Annotated in this window: 15 protein-coding genes and 1 pseudogene; 8 read left to right on the forward strand and 8 right to left on the reverse strand. The window is 66.6% G+C overall.

What is annotated here, in order from left to right; genetic code table 11:
- Positions 1-41: 41 nt before the first annotated feature.
- A complete protein-coding gene (locus ACFYV1_RS18575) occupies positions 42-1,412 on the reverse strand; it encodes an FtsK/SpoIIIE domain-containing protein (RefSeq protein WP_389396568.1) in 1,371 nt (456 codons plus the stop codon).
- 5 nt (positions 1,413-1,417) lie between these two features.
- The gene (locus ACFYV1_RS18580; RefSeq protein WP_389396569.1) at positions 1,418-1,756 is read right to left on the reverse strand and encodes a hypothetical protein; all 339 of its coding nucleotides are present in this window, start codon (positions 1,754-1,756) and stop codon (positions 1,418-1,420) included.
- Positions 1,757-1,903: 147 nt separating this feature from the next.
- On the opposite strand from ACFYV1_RS18580, the gene ACFYV1_RS18585 reads away from it, so the two are divergent.
- The 5 genes from ACFYV1_RS18585 to ACFYV1_RS18605 all read left to right on the forward strand — a co-directional run bounded on the left by ACFYV1_RS18585 (position 1,904) and on the right by ACFYV1_RS18605 (position 5,284).
- The gene (locus tag ACFYV1_RS18585) at positions 1,904-2,695 is read left to right on the forward strand and encodes a GntR family transcriptional regulator (RefSeq protein ID WP_389396570.1); all 792 of its coding nucleotides are present in this window, start codon (positions 1,904-1,906) and stop codon (positions 2,693-2,695) included.
- On the forward strand, positions 2,692-3,363 hold the full coding sequence (locus ACFYV1_RS18590) for a YdcF family protein (RefSeq protein ID WP_389396571.1): 672 nt from the start codon (positions 2,692-2,694) through the stop codon (positions 3,361-3,363). The genes ACFYV1_RS18585 and ACFYV1_RS18590 overlap by 4 nt, the downstream gene beginning before the upstream one ends.
- A 174-nt stretch (positions 3,364-3,537) precedes the next feature.
- Positions 3,538-3,954 carry a hypothetical protein gene (locus ACFYV1_RS18595; protein WP_389396572.1) on the forward strand — a complete coding sequence of 139 codons (417 nt, stop codon included), beginning with the start codon at positions 3,538-3,540 and terminating at the stop codon, positions 3,952-3,954.
- Between the two features lie 511 nt (positions 3,955-4,465).
- Positions 4,466-4,819, forward strand: a complete 354-nt coding sequence (locus ACFYV1_RS18600) for a hypothetical protein (RefSeq protein WP_389396573.1) — start codon at positions 4,466-4,468, stop codon at positions 4,817-4,819.
- 219 nt (positions 4,820-5,038) lie between these two features.
- Entirely contained in the window at positions 5,039-5,284 is a 246-nt protein-coding gene (locus ACFYV1_RS18605; protein ID WP_389396574.1) for a hypothetical protein, read from the forward strand.
- A gap of 338 nt (positions 5,285-5,622) precedes the next feature.
- Here the strand turns inward: ACFYV1_RS18605 and ACFYV1_RS18610 are convergent, their stop codons facing one another.
- Both ACFYV1_RS18610 and ACFYV1_RS18615 read right to left on the reverse strand, forming a co-directional pair.
- A complete protein-coding gene (locus ACFYV1_RS18610; protein WP_389396575.1) occupies positions 5,623-6,351 on the reverse strand; it encodes a hypothetical protein in 729 nt (242 codons plus the stop codon).
- A 13-nt stretch (positions 6,352-6,364) separates the two neighbouring features.
- Complete coding sequence (locus ACFYV1_RS18615) at positions 6,365-6,895, reverse strand: Pycsar system effector family protein (RefSeq protein WP_389396576.1); 531 nt, start codon at positions 6,893-6,895, stop codon at positions 6,365-6,367.
- A gap of 699 nt (positions 6,896-7,594) precedes the next feature.
- Between ACFYV1_RS18615 and lepB the strand changes: the two genes are divergently transcribed.
- Positions 7,595-8,233, forward strand: a complete 639-nt coding sequence (lepB, locus tag ACFYV1_RS18620) for a signal peptidase I (protein WP_389396577.1) — start codon at positions 7,595-7,597, stop codon at positions 8,231-8,233.
- A 40-nt stretch (positions 8,234-8,273) separates the two neighbouring features.
- Here lepB and ACFYV1_RS18625 read toward each other — a convergent pair whose 3' ends face one another.
- Positions 8,274-8,684: a hypothetical protein gene (locus tag ACFYV1_RS18625; RefSeq protein WP_389396578.1), complete on the reverse strand. Its 411-nt coding sequence runs from the start codon at positions 8,682-8,684 to the stop codon at positions 8,274-8,276.
- A 275-nt stretch (positions 8,685-8,959) separates the two neighbouring features.
- On the opposite strand from ACFYV1_RS18625, the gene ACFYV1_RS18630 reads away from it, so the two are divergent.
- Together ACFYV1_RS18630 and ACFYV1_RS18635 are read left to right on the forward strand one after the other, a co-directional pair.
- Entirely contained in the window at positions 8,960-9,532 is a 573-nt protein-coding gene (locus ACFYV1_RS18630) for a dihydrofolate reductase family protein (RefSeq protein ID WP_389396579.1), read from the forward strand.
- Positions 9,533-9,722: 190 nt separating this feature from the next.
- The gene (locus ACFYV1_RS18635) at positions 9,723-10,655 is read left to right on the forward strand and encodes an aminoglycoside phosphotransferase family protein (protein WP_389396580.1); all 933 of its coding nucleotides are present in this window, start codon (positions 9,723-9,725) and stop codon (positions 10,653-10,655) included.
- A gap of 215 nt (positions 10,656-10,870) precedes the next feature.
- On the opposite strand, the pseudogene ACFYV1_RS18640 reads toward ACFYV1_RS18635, so the two are convergent.
- The 3 genes and pseudogenes from ACFYV1_RS18640 to ACFYV1_RS18650 all read right to left on the reverse strand — a co-directional run.
- A pseudogene (locus tag ACFYV1_RS18640) lies at positions 10,871-11,002 on the reverse strand (winged helix DNA-binding domain-containing protein); the annotation flags it as partial.
- A gap of 15 nt (positions 11,003-11,017) precedes the next feature.
- Positions 11,018-11,485, reverse strand: coding sequence for a hypothetical protein (locus ACFYV1_RS18645; protein ID WP_389396581.1), 468 nt, complete (start codon positions 11,483-11,485; stop codon positions 11,018-11,020).
- A gap of 171 nt (positions 11,486-11,656) precedes the next feature.
- Positions 11,657-12,442, reverse strand: a complete 786-nt coding sequence (locus ACFYV1_RS18650) for an adhesin (RefSeq protein WP_389396582.1) — start codon at positions 12,440-12,442, stop codon at positions 11,657-11,659.
- Positions 12,443-12,570: the final 128 nt, after the last annotated feature.

Genomic DNA, 12,570 nt, shown 5'->3' on the forward strand with positions numbered 1-12,570 from the left:
ATGGCGCGAAGCAGTCACGCCAACCGAGGGAGGAACAGGCGTCAGGCGGTGAGAGGCTTGGCCGCCGAAGCCGGGGCCGGGATCTCGACCGGGGCCAGGTCCGGCAGGACCGGGCGGAAGGACTCCAGGCCGTCGAGGACCGGGGTGCGGTGCGCGTTGGCGGTGCAGGCGTTCACGGCCTGGCGCATCGTCGTGAACGGCGTACGGATGCGGACCCAGCCACCCGTGGAGTCACCGGCCACCGCTAGGCCTGGACGCTCGACCGGAATCTGCGTCGTGGCGAGCACCGCATCGGGGGAGATGTCGCCGAACGCCATCTTGGCCGAGGCTTCATCGTTGACCCGGTGCGAGATACGGCCGGTGAGCTGGGAACGGAGCATCGTGATCCCGTCCCCGAGTTCCGATCCGAAGCGCTGCCCGCAGATCTCCACGTAGATGCCGGCAGCCCGGCCAAGCTGGACGAGGCGGACCAGAGCGGTGATGATCCGCTCGCGGCGCTTCTTCTCCGCCGTGTTGGAGAACAGCGCCAGTTCGGCGACCTCGTCCACCAGGAGGACGACCGGCACCGGCCGCAGTTCCTCCGGCAGGCCCCACAGGTCGGCGGTGATCTCCTCATCCGCCGTGTCCGCGGAGATGCGCTGCTCGCGCCGGATCACCTGATACGTGTCCGCCATGCGCAGCACGAGGGCTTCCAGCAGGTCGGCCGCATCGTCCGGGTTGTCGGCCAGCGCAGAGAACCGGCGGGCCAGCGGGGCGAGTTCCACACCCTGCTTGCAGTCGATGCCCACCAGCGCGACGTGCCGGGAGGCGAGTTCCTTGACCAGGCGGCGTTGGTAGACGGACTTACCCGACTTCGTCGCGCCGAGGTTCAGCGAGTGCGGCACCTCCTGATAGTCGCGGTAGTGAACTGCCCCGTCCTCCCGCAGCGCGACCGGGACGCGGAGCCCTTCCCGCTCGACCTTGGCGGCGGGCATCTGCACCCGTTCCAGCACGTCGTAGCCGGTCATCCGCAGCTCGACCACACCGGACCTGATCTCACGGGACGTGACGCTGTGCATGGAAAACGAGTGACGCAGCCGGTCCGTGGACGCGGCGAAGTCGAACGCGTCCTGCCCCGGCCGAAGCTTCACCCGAACCACCAGCCCGGTACGCGTCGGCCGAATGGCCAGGATGCGGGGAGGCCGGGACTCGGGCGCCGACCGATTGGTGAGCCGGGCGAGCGTGAGCCGCAGCCGGGACGGCGGAACAGTCAGCCCACAGGCGTCCATGACCGAGACGTACCGGACGACGACCCGCAGCGTGGCGAGCGTGACGCCGATGCTCAGCCAGTACCAGGCCGGCCGAAGCCACCGCAGCACCAGGGCCGCGGCGACCACCACCAGACCTAAGACGAGAAGCGTCGTGGTCGACATGCCGCTCAGCCCTTCGCGGACGGGCCGACCAGCGCGACCGCGCGGAAGGCGATACCGAACCGCTTCTCACCGTTGAAGGTGTTCTCCCAGTCCCGCGCCTTGAGGCCGACGACCTTGACCGGCATACCCAGCGTGATCCCCTCCGGGACACCGGTCTCCGGGATCGAGACGGTGTAGAGGTTCGCCTCACCCTCATCCGCGATGGTCAGGCCGACCGTCATCATCTTCGCGCCGGTCTCCCGGTCGACCGCGATCTCACCGGTCTGCTTGTTGATGACCTTCGCCTTCGGCTCCACGGCGACGAACACGACAGCGGTCGAAGTGTCGATCTTGAAGGACGACATAGCCACTCCTTGAGTCAACGCGCACGAGGACACACGCCTCTTCGCTGTCCTAGGACTGCGAGCGCCTGCCATAAGAATGTAGCGCAGTCCCAGGACTGTCAATGTCCTAGGACTGTGCTTCACTGGCGTTGTAGAGAAGGAGGCCCCGTGGCACCGAAGTGGCGAGAGCTGGCGGACAGGCTGGCGGAGCGGATCAGAAGCGGCGAGTACGGCCCTGGCCAGCAACTTCCGCACATTCGCGACCTGGTCGAAGCAGGCGAAGGCTCGAAATCCACGGTGCACGCGGCCTACAAGGCGCTCGAAGCTGAAGGTCTTGTCACGTCCTCCCGCGGACACGGAACGATCGTCCGGGAGCAGACGCCGTTGAAGCGTCTCGGCATCGGCCGCTACGACAAGGCCAAGTGGCGCGACGGTGACGAGGTCGCGTTCATTGCCGACCGTGTGGCTTCGGGGCGTGCCTACCGCCGCAACGAGCAGACCCAGACAGTCAGTCGCGTCCCGGCACCGCCCAAGGTTGCCGAGGCTCTGGGTGTCCCAGCAGATTCCGAGGTCTATGCCCGTGCCCGCCTGGTGAAGGAGGGTGAGCAGCCGACCCACTCCCTGACCAGCTACTACCGGCCGGAGCATGTCGAGGGGACGCGACTGGTCGACCCGACGCCCGGACCCGCCGGCAGGGGCGGTGGCTACAGGGTGCTCTATGACGCGGGGTACGAGATCGACCACATGAGGGAAGCACTGTTGGCACGCGTGCCCACGGCCGAGGAGGCCAAGCTCCTGCAACTGCCACCAGGTGAGCCGGTCATGGAGCTTCACCGGACCACGTACACGGCAGACGGGACCGTGGTCGAGTTCGCCGTAGGCATCCACGCAGCCTCGCGGTTCGCGTGGGAGTACGACTTCAAGGTGCCGGACTCGGCGCAGCCGAAGGAGGGCTCATGACCCTGCCGGACACGATCCTGAAGGATGCCCAACTCCTTTGGGACTACCAGCTCATGGGACACACTCCGCGGCCGTGCTCCGTCGTCATCGGCCTGGGCAGTCACGACCTGGGCGTGGCCGACGTCACCGCCGATCTGTACCGGCAGGGGATGGCGCCTGTTGTCGTCTTCACGGGAGCCACCAGCCGTACGACCCGCGAGCGGATGCCGCGCGGGGAAGCGGAGCACTACCGGGAGCGCGCCGTCGAGCTGGGCGTACCCGACGACGCCATCCTCGTGGAGCCGCGCGCCCGGAACACCGGGGAGAACATCCGCTTCTCACGCGCACTATTGGAGGAGCAAGGCATCCCCGTGTCGTCCGTGCTGCTGGTCAGCAAGCCGTACGAGGAGCGTCGGGCCCACGCCACGGCGCGCAAGCTGTGGCCGGAAGCCGAGTTCGTCAGTGCGTCGGCGCCCATGACCCTGGCCGACTACATCGGCTCGATCGGTGATGCCCGTCTCGTCGTTGACATGCTCGTGGGAGCGCTTCAGCGCCTGCTGGTCTATCCCGCCCAGGGCTTCATGATCAGCCAGGAGGTTCCGCAGGACGTGCAGGATGCCTACGAGCGCTTGCAGGCCCAGGGGTTCACCAGTCGGCTCATCCCCGATGCCACTCGGGCGAGTGAGTAGAAACCTTCTCTACGGGTTCAAGGCCCGCGCACGGCGCGGGCGCGCGCCGCCTGTACGGCGGGGCCGCCGCCCTGTCTTCGCCAGCGGCGGCCCCGCCCGGCGGCGCGCTGCGTGCAGCGGACAAGGACGAGAAACGATCTACCGCATGCCCAACGGGAACGCCAGGATGGCCCCATGGGGGATTCCACCGTGCACGCAGCGTTCCGTCTGACGTTCACCGACTACCGCCAAGACCCGAACGACAGCGACGTCCTGCGGCGGGCAGTCACCGTCTATGCCGACCGGCTCACGTTCGACGACGGCCACCTGAACCTCTGGCTTACAGGCACCCACGTCGCAGAATTCCCGCTCGACATCATCGAGTCCGTCTGCCCCTCCGGTGATGCCGGCAGGAGGCGTGAGACGCCGGAAGAGCTACGGGCTCGCTTTCCGCGGATGGGCCACCCGTGGTCACCCGAGGACGACGCCCGCCTCCTTGCGCTCTACCAGCAGGGCGAACGAGACTTCGGCATGCTCGGGAAACAGTTCGGCCGGAAGCCCAGCGCCATCCGGTCGCGACTGGCCAAGCTCGGCTTCGAAAGCCTCGCCTGACAGTGCTGAGGCTCAGACGTCGTTGGCTGGGGCGGTCGGCTCCACGGCTTTAGGCAGCCACTTTGGGGCGAGCCTCTAAGATCATGGCCCCAACGTCGTGCTTTAACGGGCAGGTCCACAGACTGCCCGACTCGCCATCAGCTTACGGGGCCATGATCACTCGCCCCAAAGCAGCTCCAGCCCAAAGCCGCTCCGCCGACCTAGTAACCCGTTGGTACTGTGATCAACACGCAGCGTTGAACATTGGGGGCTAACCGTAGTGCGCACGAACGCAGTCACTGTCTGTTTACTCGCGGCGCTTGCCGTGTCCGCTTGTTCGGCAGGCGGGAGTGGTGGGGTGCCAGTATCTGGCACCTCGCCCAGCAGTGCTGATGCCGCTCAGGGGGCTGATCCCACCGCGCGAACGATAGGAGACACGGTTACTCTGAGTGACTCAGATGGTGAACCCCTCAAGATCACGCTAACTGGGGTTGCTTACCGTGACGCTCTCGCCAAGGACAAGACTGCCAGCGTGCGGGGCAAGTATGCCGTCGCTCTTGCCTTCACCTTGAAGTCAGCTTCCGGTGGCGCCATCGGTGAGCAGACCAACAACATGATCAAGTGGGAGGGTGGCGGAGCCCAGGTCGAGGAGTGGGACTACGTGAACGCTCCATGGCAGGGGTGCATTGACGCCTACTCGATCTATGCCGACCTTGAGCCCGGCAATGAGTACAAAGCGATCACGGATGTCAATCCACCGTCTAAAGGTGGCACCTTGATCATCACTGACGAGTGGGGCGGCGTTGCCAGTTGGAACCTACCGTCGGTTGACACTGGTATCGGCACAGAACCGGCTACGAAGTTCACGACTCGGGATTGTCGCTGAGCTTCCCAGCAGGCAGGCCAGTGGTTCTGGTTCCCTCGTGCCCTGGGCCGTCCCTGGACCGTCCGAGGTCGACCAACGCTGACAGTCGGCACCCACGGGTGACCACCCACACCCCGCTCTGGCCGGGGCGACCGGAGATGATCTGCGACACTGGGAAGGCCATGCCTAAGCCCGGAGAACTGGCATGACGACGCCGGGCCGGCTGACTACGGTGGGTTCGTGCTGGAAGACGATGGTGGTCTGACCGCCTGGCTGGAGTCGAAGCGGCTACTCACCAGCCCTGAGCGCCACATCGACACATTGCGATGCCTGCTCGCAGAGGATGACGACGCGCTTCTGATGTACGACTACGACCTGATCAGTGATCCGCAGACGGTCGCCATCGTGAGATCTCAGCAGCGCGCAGCGGGACAGCGCCGCCGTAGGCTACGGCGACTGGCAGCACGTCGGCGCTCCGGGGAGTGACATCAGCGGATGACATCAACGCCCCCGGACGGCAACGGACTTGAACAGCCGTAGGAGCACCGCGAACTGCCAGCGTCGTGGGCGCGGAGCAGGCGGCACGGCCCGGTGAGCGAACTTACAAGGCAGGTGTCAGCGGTAGGGCGCGTGCCAGATCGAGCAGCCAGCCGCGGTCAATTAGGGTGCGTAGCGGCGCAGCATCGCGTCGACAGGCTCAGCACCGCTGCATGTCTGGTGACCAACCAGGACCGTTTTCTGTTCGGCACCAGGACCTCGCTCTGGCCCGGGCTCCCAGACTTGATCTGCCGCACCGGAAGGGTTATGCCTGCACCCAACCAGGCTCACTTACAGTTCTCCTTAAACCACTCCTCCATCACAGTATTGATTACTGTCCCCGTGTAGCAGCTGCGCGAGTAGTCGTACTTGAGAAGCTCTTTATTGTGATCATTGAGATTTTCGTGGAAATTTGACGAGGTGACCACGGGTGGAATGTTCCAACCACTACTTCCATAGTTCGCCAACTTGGCCGCCTCGTTTACTACATCCCCCATGTATACGACGTCGCTGATACCGCTGCCACTATATCCAGCTTTGATCATGAGCGCCCGACCCCACGACATTCCGATGCCGACCTCAATGGGCTGACCATAGGAAGCCTTCTTCATCTCGTAGTTGAGGATCTTGACCATCGAGTTGGCTTTCGCGCCCAGGCCGAAGACCGAATCGACGTCCCTCTTGTAGGGCGTGTTCACGACAGCCCAGGTGGCGTCGCCAGCGATATTGATCTCTCGGGTGTTCGGGTCACCGTTGAAGATGGCGACCAACTCAGAGAGGTAGGCGCGATAGATCCGGGCCAGACGTGGGCGCTTGTAGTGGCTCGGAAGCTGGGAAGACTTCCGGATATCTACGAAGATGGCCGAGCAGTTGGCGTAGAAGCCGTTAGAGAACGTCAGCTTGTCTCTGTCTGGAAGTGAATTCACCTCTTCATACGAGCTCGTCGAACTGGTGAGATAGTCCCTAATTCGACGAGCGCTGGCGGTGTGATCGTAGACCCTGTAATTGCTGTCCAAAGAACTCTCCAAGTTAGTCGACTACGCGCAATCCTGCGGTCACGGCTAGGGCTGCCAGAGAGCTGATCAAGAAGCGAATGGCCCATCCGCCCCACATGTATTTTTCGTGAGCAACCTTAGAATTCGCCCACCCCTGTTTGGCGATCTCTTCAATCAATGCATTTATGTCCCCGGTGAGGGAAATCAACGAGGCAGTATAGGTGTCGCTCTGCGGATGGCCACGTGCGATGTGGTGGAAATAGAGAAGGCTCGTTGGCTCTTCCTTCATTCTCAGACGCGGCCAGAGTGCCAAGCCGGCACACAGGCCAGTCGCCACCAATCCCAGCACACACAGGGCAGCACACAAGATCAGCCAGCTCGATGGGGTTGTGACGTCCTTCAACAGGTTGTAGAGGACGCCGCCAGCCACTCCGGCCCCCGCCAAAGTGACCCCCGCTTTCGTCTCGGCGTGTTTGATCCAATCCACGACGAGCGCCAGGGCCTTCCACGCATGGTCGGCGCTCGGGGCTGGCAGCGGTTCGGGGGACGTGGGTGGTTGCGTCACGCGACCACTATCCACCTCGCCACTGACAATCGGGAGGAGTTGTCAGGGATCTGTAGGTTCATCTGTACTGTCCGACACGTGAGGAAGTAGGAGGCCGGAGTAGAGACGTGGAAGCTCCTGAAGAAGCGGTAACGGAGCCCCCTTGGCGGGGCTGACATCCACACGTGACATCAACGAGAGCGCACGCCAGCAGCTCTCGATGGCTCCGTGCGGCTGCCGAAACAGGGGCGACCGTGTCAACGGGGCGGGCCGGTCGAACTCCTAAAGCGGGTGTCGCAGGTTCGAATCCTGCCGGGGGCACCAGGCAAAAGGCCCCGGACCGATCTTGGTCCGGGGCCTTTGACGTCCACTTCTGGCATCAACGCGGGCGGTCACTCACAATCGGTCGCCGCTTGAGCAGCCGGTCCGTGTGGCTGATCGCGCCGCGCTGCGGGTCCTGGGACACCTGCCGGAACACGCGAAAGCCGGCCGGCCCGACAACGGGAAGGCGGGACCTTGGTCCCAGTCGCTGGCAGGCGACCGGCCGAAGTGAGCGCCGAGCGCATGGTCGAGGTCTACCCGAGGCGTGACCGGTCTGAATCGCTGGAGTGGGGGGACAGCGGCAGTTCCGCCGGAGGTCAGGTGGGCAGGAGCCCGGTGCCGTCTCCGACCCGAGGCCGCATAACCTCTGCCGGCGGGCGGTGCAAGGGAAGGATGCTCATGCGGCAGCAGCGCAACGAGGCCGGCTGGTGGAGAAGTGCGGCCTGGGTGTCGGTATCACTCGGGTTGGCCGTCCTGGTGGGGACCGTCGTGTACACCCTCGCGAACTACAAGATGGCCACCGTCATGGGCGACTCGATGAGACCCGCGTACCGCCAGGGCGATCGGCTGTTCATCGAGCGGATCGACGCGCGCGAGATACGCCGGGGCGATGTCCTGCTCATCGAGGCACCCGAGCACCTTCCAAACGCGCCGTTGCTTCGGCGGGTGATCGGAGTGGGTGGCGATCACGTGGCGGGGGAGGGGAACCGGGTCACGGTGAACGGGAGACCCGTCAACGAGCCGTACATGACGGACGACGGGGAGAACCCGATGGTCCAGCCGTACGAAGTGAGGGTGCCGGAAGGGCGGTTGTTCCTGCTGGGCGACCACCGGGCGAACGCCAACGACTCGCGCTTCCACCTCGACGAGCGGTCGGGCAGCGTCGCGGCCGCCGGGGTGCAGGGACGAGTGCTGGAGGGCTCCCCCGCCCCCACGGTGTTGGTGACACTCGGAAGCCTCGGGATCGTGCTGGCCCTGGCCGGCGTCGGAGGTTACGTGATCGGGCGCGAGAGGCCGAAGCACCCCGTGCACACGTGAGAACTACGAAGGTTCACGGCCACGCACACCCTCGCCGCACTCACTCGGCGGCGGACGCCGGGGGCCGTGGTCGTTTCACGGCGACGATCACGGCGGTGACGGCTGAGGTCACGGCGAGGCTCCCCACCATGACCATCCCCACGCCGATCAGAAAGAGGCCGCTGCCGTCGTCCGACCAGTCGTAGAAGGCGGCAGAGGTCAGGCCGACCGTGATGCCCGGCACAGCGGCTGCGTAGTAGCGCCGGGATGCCGCCCAGTACACCGGCACCAGCAGAGTCAGCACCAACCCGATCACCTGCCACGCCTCGTACGGGCCGGTCGTCGATCCGTCGGGGTGCACGTCACGATGCTGGTCCCAGCCCAGCCAGGCGGCCCAGCCCGCCAGGGCCACCAGAGCCGACACAAGGAACGCCAGTAGTCCGGGAACGGGTTTCACAAGTCGCTGTCGCATGCGTCGAGCCTTCCCGCCCGTCCCGTGATCGACCAGAGCGCAAGTACTCAGCTTCCGTGACCGCTTCAGCTGAGTACGAGCGGCGTGCCGGCCGTGTGCCCGAGGGATGTCCGGGGGTGTCCGAGGGTGTCCGGGTCGAGGAAGGACACGACGACCGATGAGTTTTTCCGTGTTCCCCGGTCATGGATCATGTTGGCGCGACGCGGCCGCGAGTGCGGTCGACGTGTGGACGCCCGAACGGCTGAGAACCGGAAACCAGAGCCAGGAGACCTCGAATGCGCACTCTGATCAGCACTGCCTTCGTCTCGCTCGACGGTGTGGTGGAGGCCCCGGGCGGTGAGCCCGGCTACCGGAACTCGGGATGGACCTTCAAGGACATGGAGTTCGTCCCGGGGGCGTTCGAGATCAAGGGCCGGGAGCAGGAGGAAGCCGCCGCGATGTTGATGGGCCGGGTCAGCTACGAGGCGTTCAGCCCGGTCTGGCCCGACATGGAGGACTTCACGACCTACAAGCTGATGCCGAAGTACGTCGTCTCCACCACCCTCACCGACGACGACCTGGTTACGAACTGGGGCGAGACCACGATCCTGCGCTCACTCGACGACGTCGCCGCGCTCAAGAAGACCGAGGGCGGCCCGATCATCGTCCACGGCAGCGCCACCCTGAACCAGGGGCTCTCGGACGCCGGCCTGATCGACCGCTACCACCTGCTCGTCTTCCCGCTCCTGCTCGGTGCGGGCAAGCGCCTGTTCAGCTCCACGGACAAGGACACCCAGAAGCTGAAGCTGGTGGAGCACGAGGCCTACGCCAACGGCCTGCAGAAGAACGTCTTCGACGTCGTCCACTGACAGGGGGTCCGCGCGCCCGTCGGGCCTCGGCCGACGCCCCCCTCGGCCGACGATCGGACGGTCGCCGGGGTGGGTCCCGGGCCCGTCCATCCGTCCGTTTTCGGGTTCCGATCTGATGTGTCGGTCGATGGCGGCGGCGGGACCTTGTATCCCTTGCGGTGATCCGACGGGGGCCGTACGGTCGCCTCCGATGAACGAGACGCCCGAGGATGTGCCGTTGCCGGACCGGCAACCAGTCGACGCGGCAGTGGCGCGCAGGCTGATCGCCGCGCAGTTCCCGCAGTGGTCCGGCCTTGAGGTCCGGCCGGTCGACGCACCAGGTTGGGACAACTGCACCTTCCGTCTCGGTGACGAGATGCTTGTGCGGCTACCGACCGCCGAGGAGTACGCGCTGGCGGTTGAGAAGGAGCACCGGTGGCTGCCGGTGCTCGCGGCAGGGTTGCCGTTGGAGGTCCCGGTTCCGCTGGCCGAGGGCGTGCCCGATGAGGGCTTTTCGCACAAATGGTCGGTATACCGGTGGATCGATGGCGAGCCTGCGACTCGTGCCGTCGTCGAGGACATGACGGCCTTCGCCATCCGCCTTGCGGAGTTCCTCATGTCCCTGCAGCGGATCGACCCGGCAGGCGGACCGGGGCCGGGCTTGCACAACTGGTACCGAGGCGGGCCACTGACGACCTACGACCGGTGGGCCCGGACAGCTCTGGAGACGTTGGACGGTGTGATCCGGACCGAGGCAGCCGAGGAGATCTGGGAACGGGCGTTGCGAGCCCCGTGGGACAGTAGGCCAGTCTGGTTCCACGGTGACATGGCCTCGGGCAACCTTCTGGTGAAGGACGGTGGGCTCGCGGCCGTTATCGACTTCGGCACCTGCGGAGTCGGGGATCCGGCCTGCGATCTGTCGATCGCCTGGACGATGCTGACCGGCAGGAGCCGCGCCGCGTTCCGTGAACGGCTGGGTGTGGACGAGGCCACCTGGGAGCGTGGACGGGCCTGGGCGCTCTGGAAGGCCCTGGTCGTCTGCGCCGGAGCGGTTCGCGACGGCGATGGCCTGCCGACGGATGCGTCGTTCGTTCTTGAGGAGATCCTCGCCTCCCCTTTGCGGCTGGACCGAACGGCGAGCTGACGACAGGACACTTGTACGCCGACGTCTCCGTTCGAAACCTGCGGCGCCGCCCCTGCCTGCGATGTGCCGGCATGCGACGGCCTGCGAGGCCGGCGGCAGCCGCGCGACGGTGACCGTCCGGCCGGAACCGGGCGCTGGACGACCTTGCCGTTGCCGATGCAGAGCTGGACGTGGCCGCCCCCACAAGTTGAGGATCAGGTCGCCCGGGACGAGGCGGGAGCGGCGGGCTGCTGTGCCTGCAACGCCACCACCTGCCGAACGGCGTCCCCGACATCGAGCGGTCGTCGTTCGAGCAGCAACTGCCGGGCGAGCGTGGCGCGGTTGAGCGCGCGGGCGGTGATCTTCACTCCGGGATTGTCACGTCACCAGCAGTCGTCGCGGCCGTGTCGGCCGTTTCCGTTGCCGTTGCGGTCGCCGTCGCCCCACTCGTCGCAGTTGTCGTTGTCACGCCAGTCGCCGGACGGTGTGGGACCGGGACTCGGGCCGGAGCCAGGGGTGCCGGACGGCGTCGGCTCGCCCGACGGAGGCGAGGCGGAGGGAGAAGCCGACCGGAGGGTCGAGGGCGTCGGGCTCGCGGAGGCCGACGTGGCGGACCGGGTGGCGAGCGGTGACGAATCGGCCGTGGGACGCGAGGACTTCGAGGCGTCCTGGGAGACGGACGGCGCCACGTCCGTCGGGGAGATGAGGTTGGGGCGGCCACCGACCCCGATGTCCGTTCCGGGGACCGCGGGTTCGCTCACCGCTTGGCCCCCGCCGTCACCGATCAGCAGCACGGCACCCGTGAGCAGTGTCCCCATGGCGACGAGGGCCACGCAGACGCCCAGCAGCATCCTGGGGCGCGCCGGAGCGGCCCGGTGACGGCGTCGTGTCCGGGTGGTGGCACCCGCGCACCTGTCGCACGTACCCGACGTGCGTCTGCATCCCTCGCAAACCATGACGGACACTATGCAGCAGTGCCGTTCCCGCCGGTACGGCAAGGTCGATCTTCGGTGTGACCGCCGTCAGGCGCGGCACTCCGCGCGCATCTGGGCCGCCGCGTGGTGCGCGCCGTCGCGGCCCTCGCCGCCCCGGTCACCGCCTCTGTCGACCAGTTGGACGGTCAGCCGCTGGTCGTGCACCGGGACCTTCTCCACGACGAGGCCGGTGCCCCGCAGTCTCGTCCGGTCGATGTCGAACGCCTTGACGACACTGCCGGGATCGTCCGGGTCGGACAGGACGTGGTACGTCGTCGGTTCGCCCGCCACGTCACGGTCGCGATCGCTCACGGGAACGACCACGGCGACCGAGCAGGTGCGGTAGCCGCTGCCCACGTACCAGGACCACGTCGCCGTGCCGCCGCTGTCCTCGGTGCGGCTGCCCGACACGGGGATCGCCGTGAAGCGCCCGTCGCAGCCGTCGCCGCGGTGGCCGCCGGACCTGACGGTGTACCAGCCGTCGAAGCCGTCGCCGACGCGGCCGCTCTCGCGGTAACCGCCGCCCCCGGTGCAGCCCGGCCCCGCCCAGGCCGAGTACGGGGGGCGACCGGGTGTCGCCGGTTCCTTGGGCCCCGTCGGCGGTTTCGGGCTGGGGCGGGCGGGTGCCCGCGTGGCTTCCGGTTCCTCGGTGGGCACGATCCGGTCGGGCGCGCCGCCGAGGTCGCTCGGGTCGCCCTCCGTTCCCGGCGCCGGGGCCCCCGCCGATGAGGGGCCGCCTCCGGACGGTTGGCATCCGGCGACTGCGGGCGTCAGCATCAGCAGCGCGACGCCCCCTGCCGAGACGGCCCATCCGTTCCATCGCTTGAAGACCATGTCGCACCCGAACCCCGTAGACCGACCGATCGGTATGTCAGAGCTCGACCACTATGCATCAGTGGCCACGGTCGCATAAGTGTTAACGCCGGTAAGAGTGGCGCGCATCGGCCGCCCGCCGTGCAGGG

Origin of the sequence: Streptomyces sp. NPDC003023 (assembly GCF_042888225.1) — a bacterium.
In the GTDB taxonomy this organism is placed as follows: Bacteria; Actinomycetota; Actinomycetes; order Streptomycetales; family Streptomycetaceae; genus Streptomyces.

What these genes read in the sequence shown, in the direction of transcription:
- ACFYV1_RS18575 (WP_389396568.1), bottom strand. Translation starts at nt 1,412, where the DNA reads ATGTCGACCACGACGCTTCTCGTCTTAGGTCTGGTGGTGGTCGCCGCG.
- ACFYV1_RS18580 (WP_389396569.1), bottom strand. Translation starts at nt 1,756, where the DNA reads ATGTCGTCCTTCAAGATCGACACTTCGACCGCTGTCGTGTTCGTCGCC.
- ACFYV1_RS18590 (WP_389396571.1), top strand. Translation starts at nt 2,692, where the DNA reads ATGACCCTGCCGGACACGATCCTGAAGGATGCCCAACTCCTTTGGGAC.
- ACFYV1_RS18595 (WP_389396572.1), top strand. Translation starts at nt 3,538, where the DNA reads ATGGGGGATTCCACCGTGCACGCAGCGTTCCGTCTGACGTTCACCGAC.
- lepB (WP_389396577.1), top strand. Translation starts at nt 7,595, where the DNA reads ATGCGGCAGCAGCGCAACGAGGCCGGCTGGTGGAGAAGTGCGGCCTGG.
- ACFYV1_RS18625 (WP_389396578.1), bottom strand. Translation starts at nt 8,684, where the DNA reads ATGCGACAGCGACTTGTGAAACCCGTTCCCGGACTACTGGCGTTCCTT.
- ACFYV1_RS18630 (WP_389396579.1), top strand. Translation starts at nt 8,960, where the DNA reads ATGCGCACTCTGATCAGCACTGCCTTCGTCTCGCTCGACGGTGTGGTG.
- ACFYV1_RS18635 (WP_389396580.1), top strand. Translation starts at nt 9,723, where the DNA reads ATGAACGAGACGCCCGAGGATGTGCCGTTGCCGGACCGGCAACCAGTC.
- ACFYV1_RS18645 (WP_389396581.1), bottom strand. Translation starts at nt 11,485, where the DNA reads ATGCTGCTGGGCGTCTGCGTGGCCCTCGTCGCCATGGGGACACTGCTC.
- ACFYV1_RS18650 (WP_389396582.1), bottom strand. Translation starts at nt 12,442, where the DNA reads ATGGTCTTCAAGCGATGGAACGGATGGGCCGTCTCGGCAGGGGGCGTC.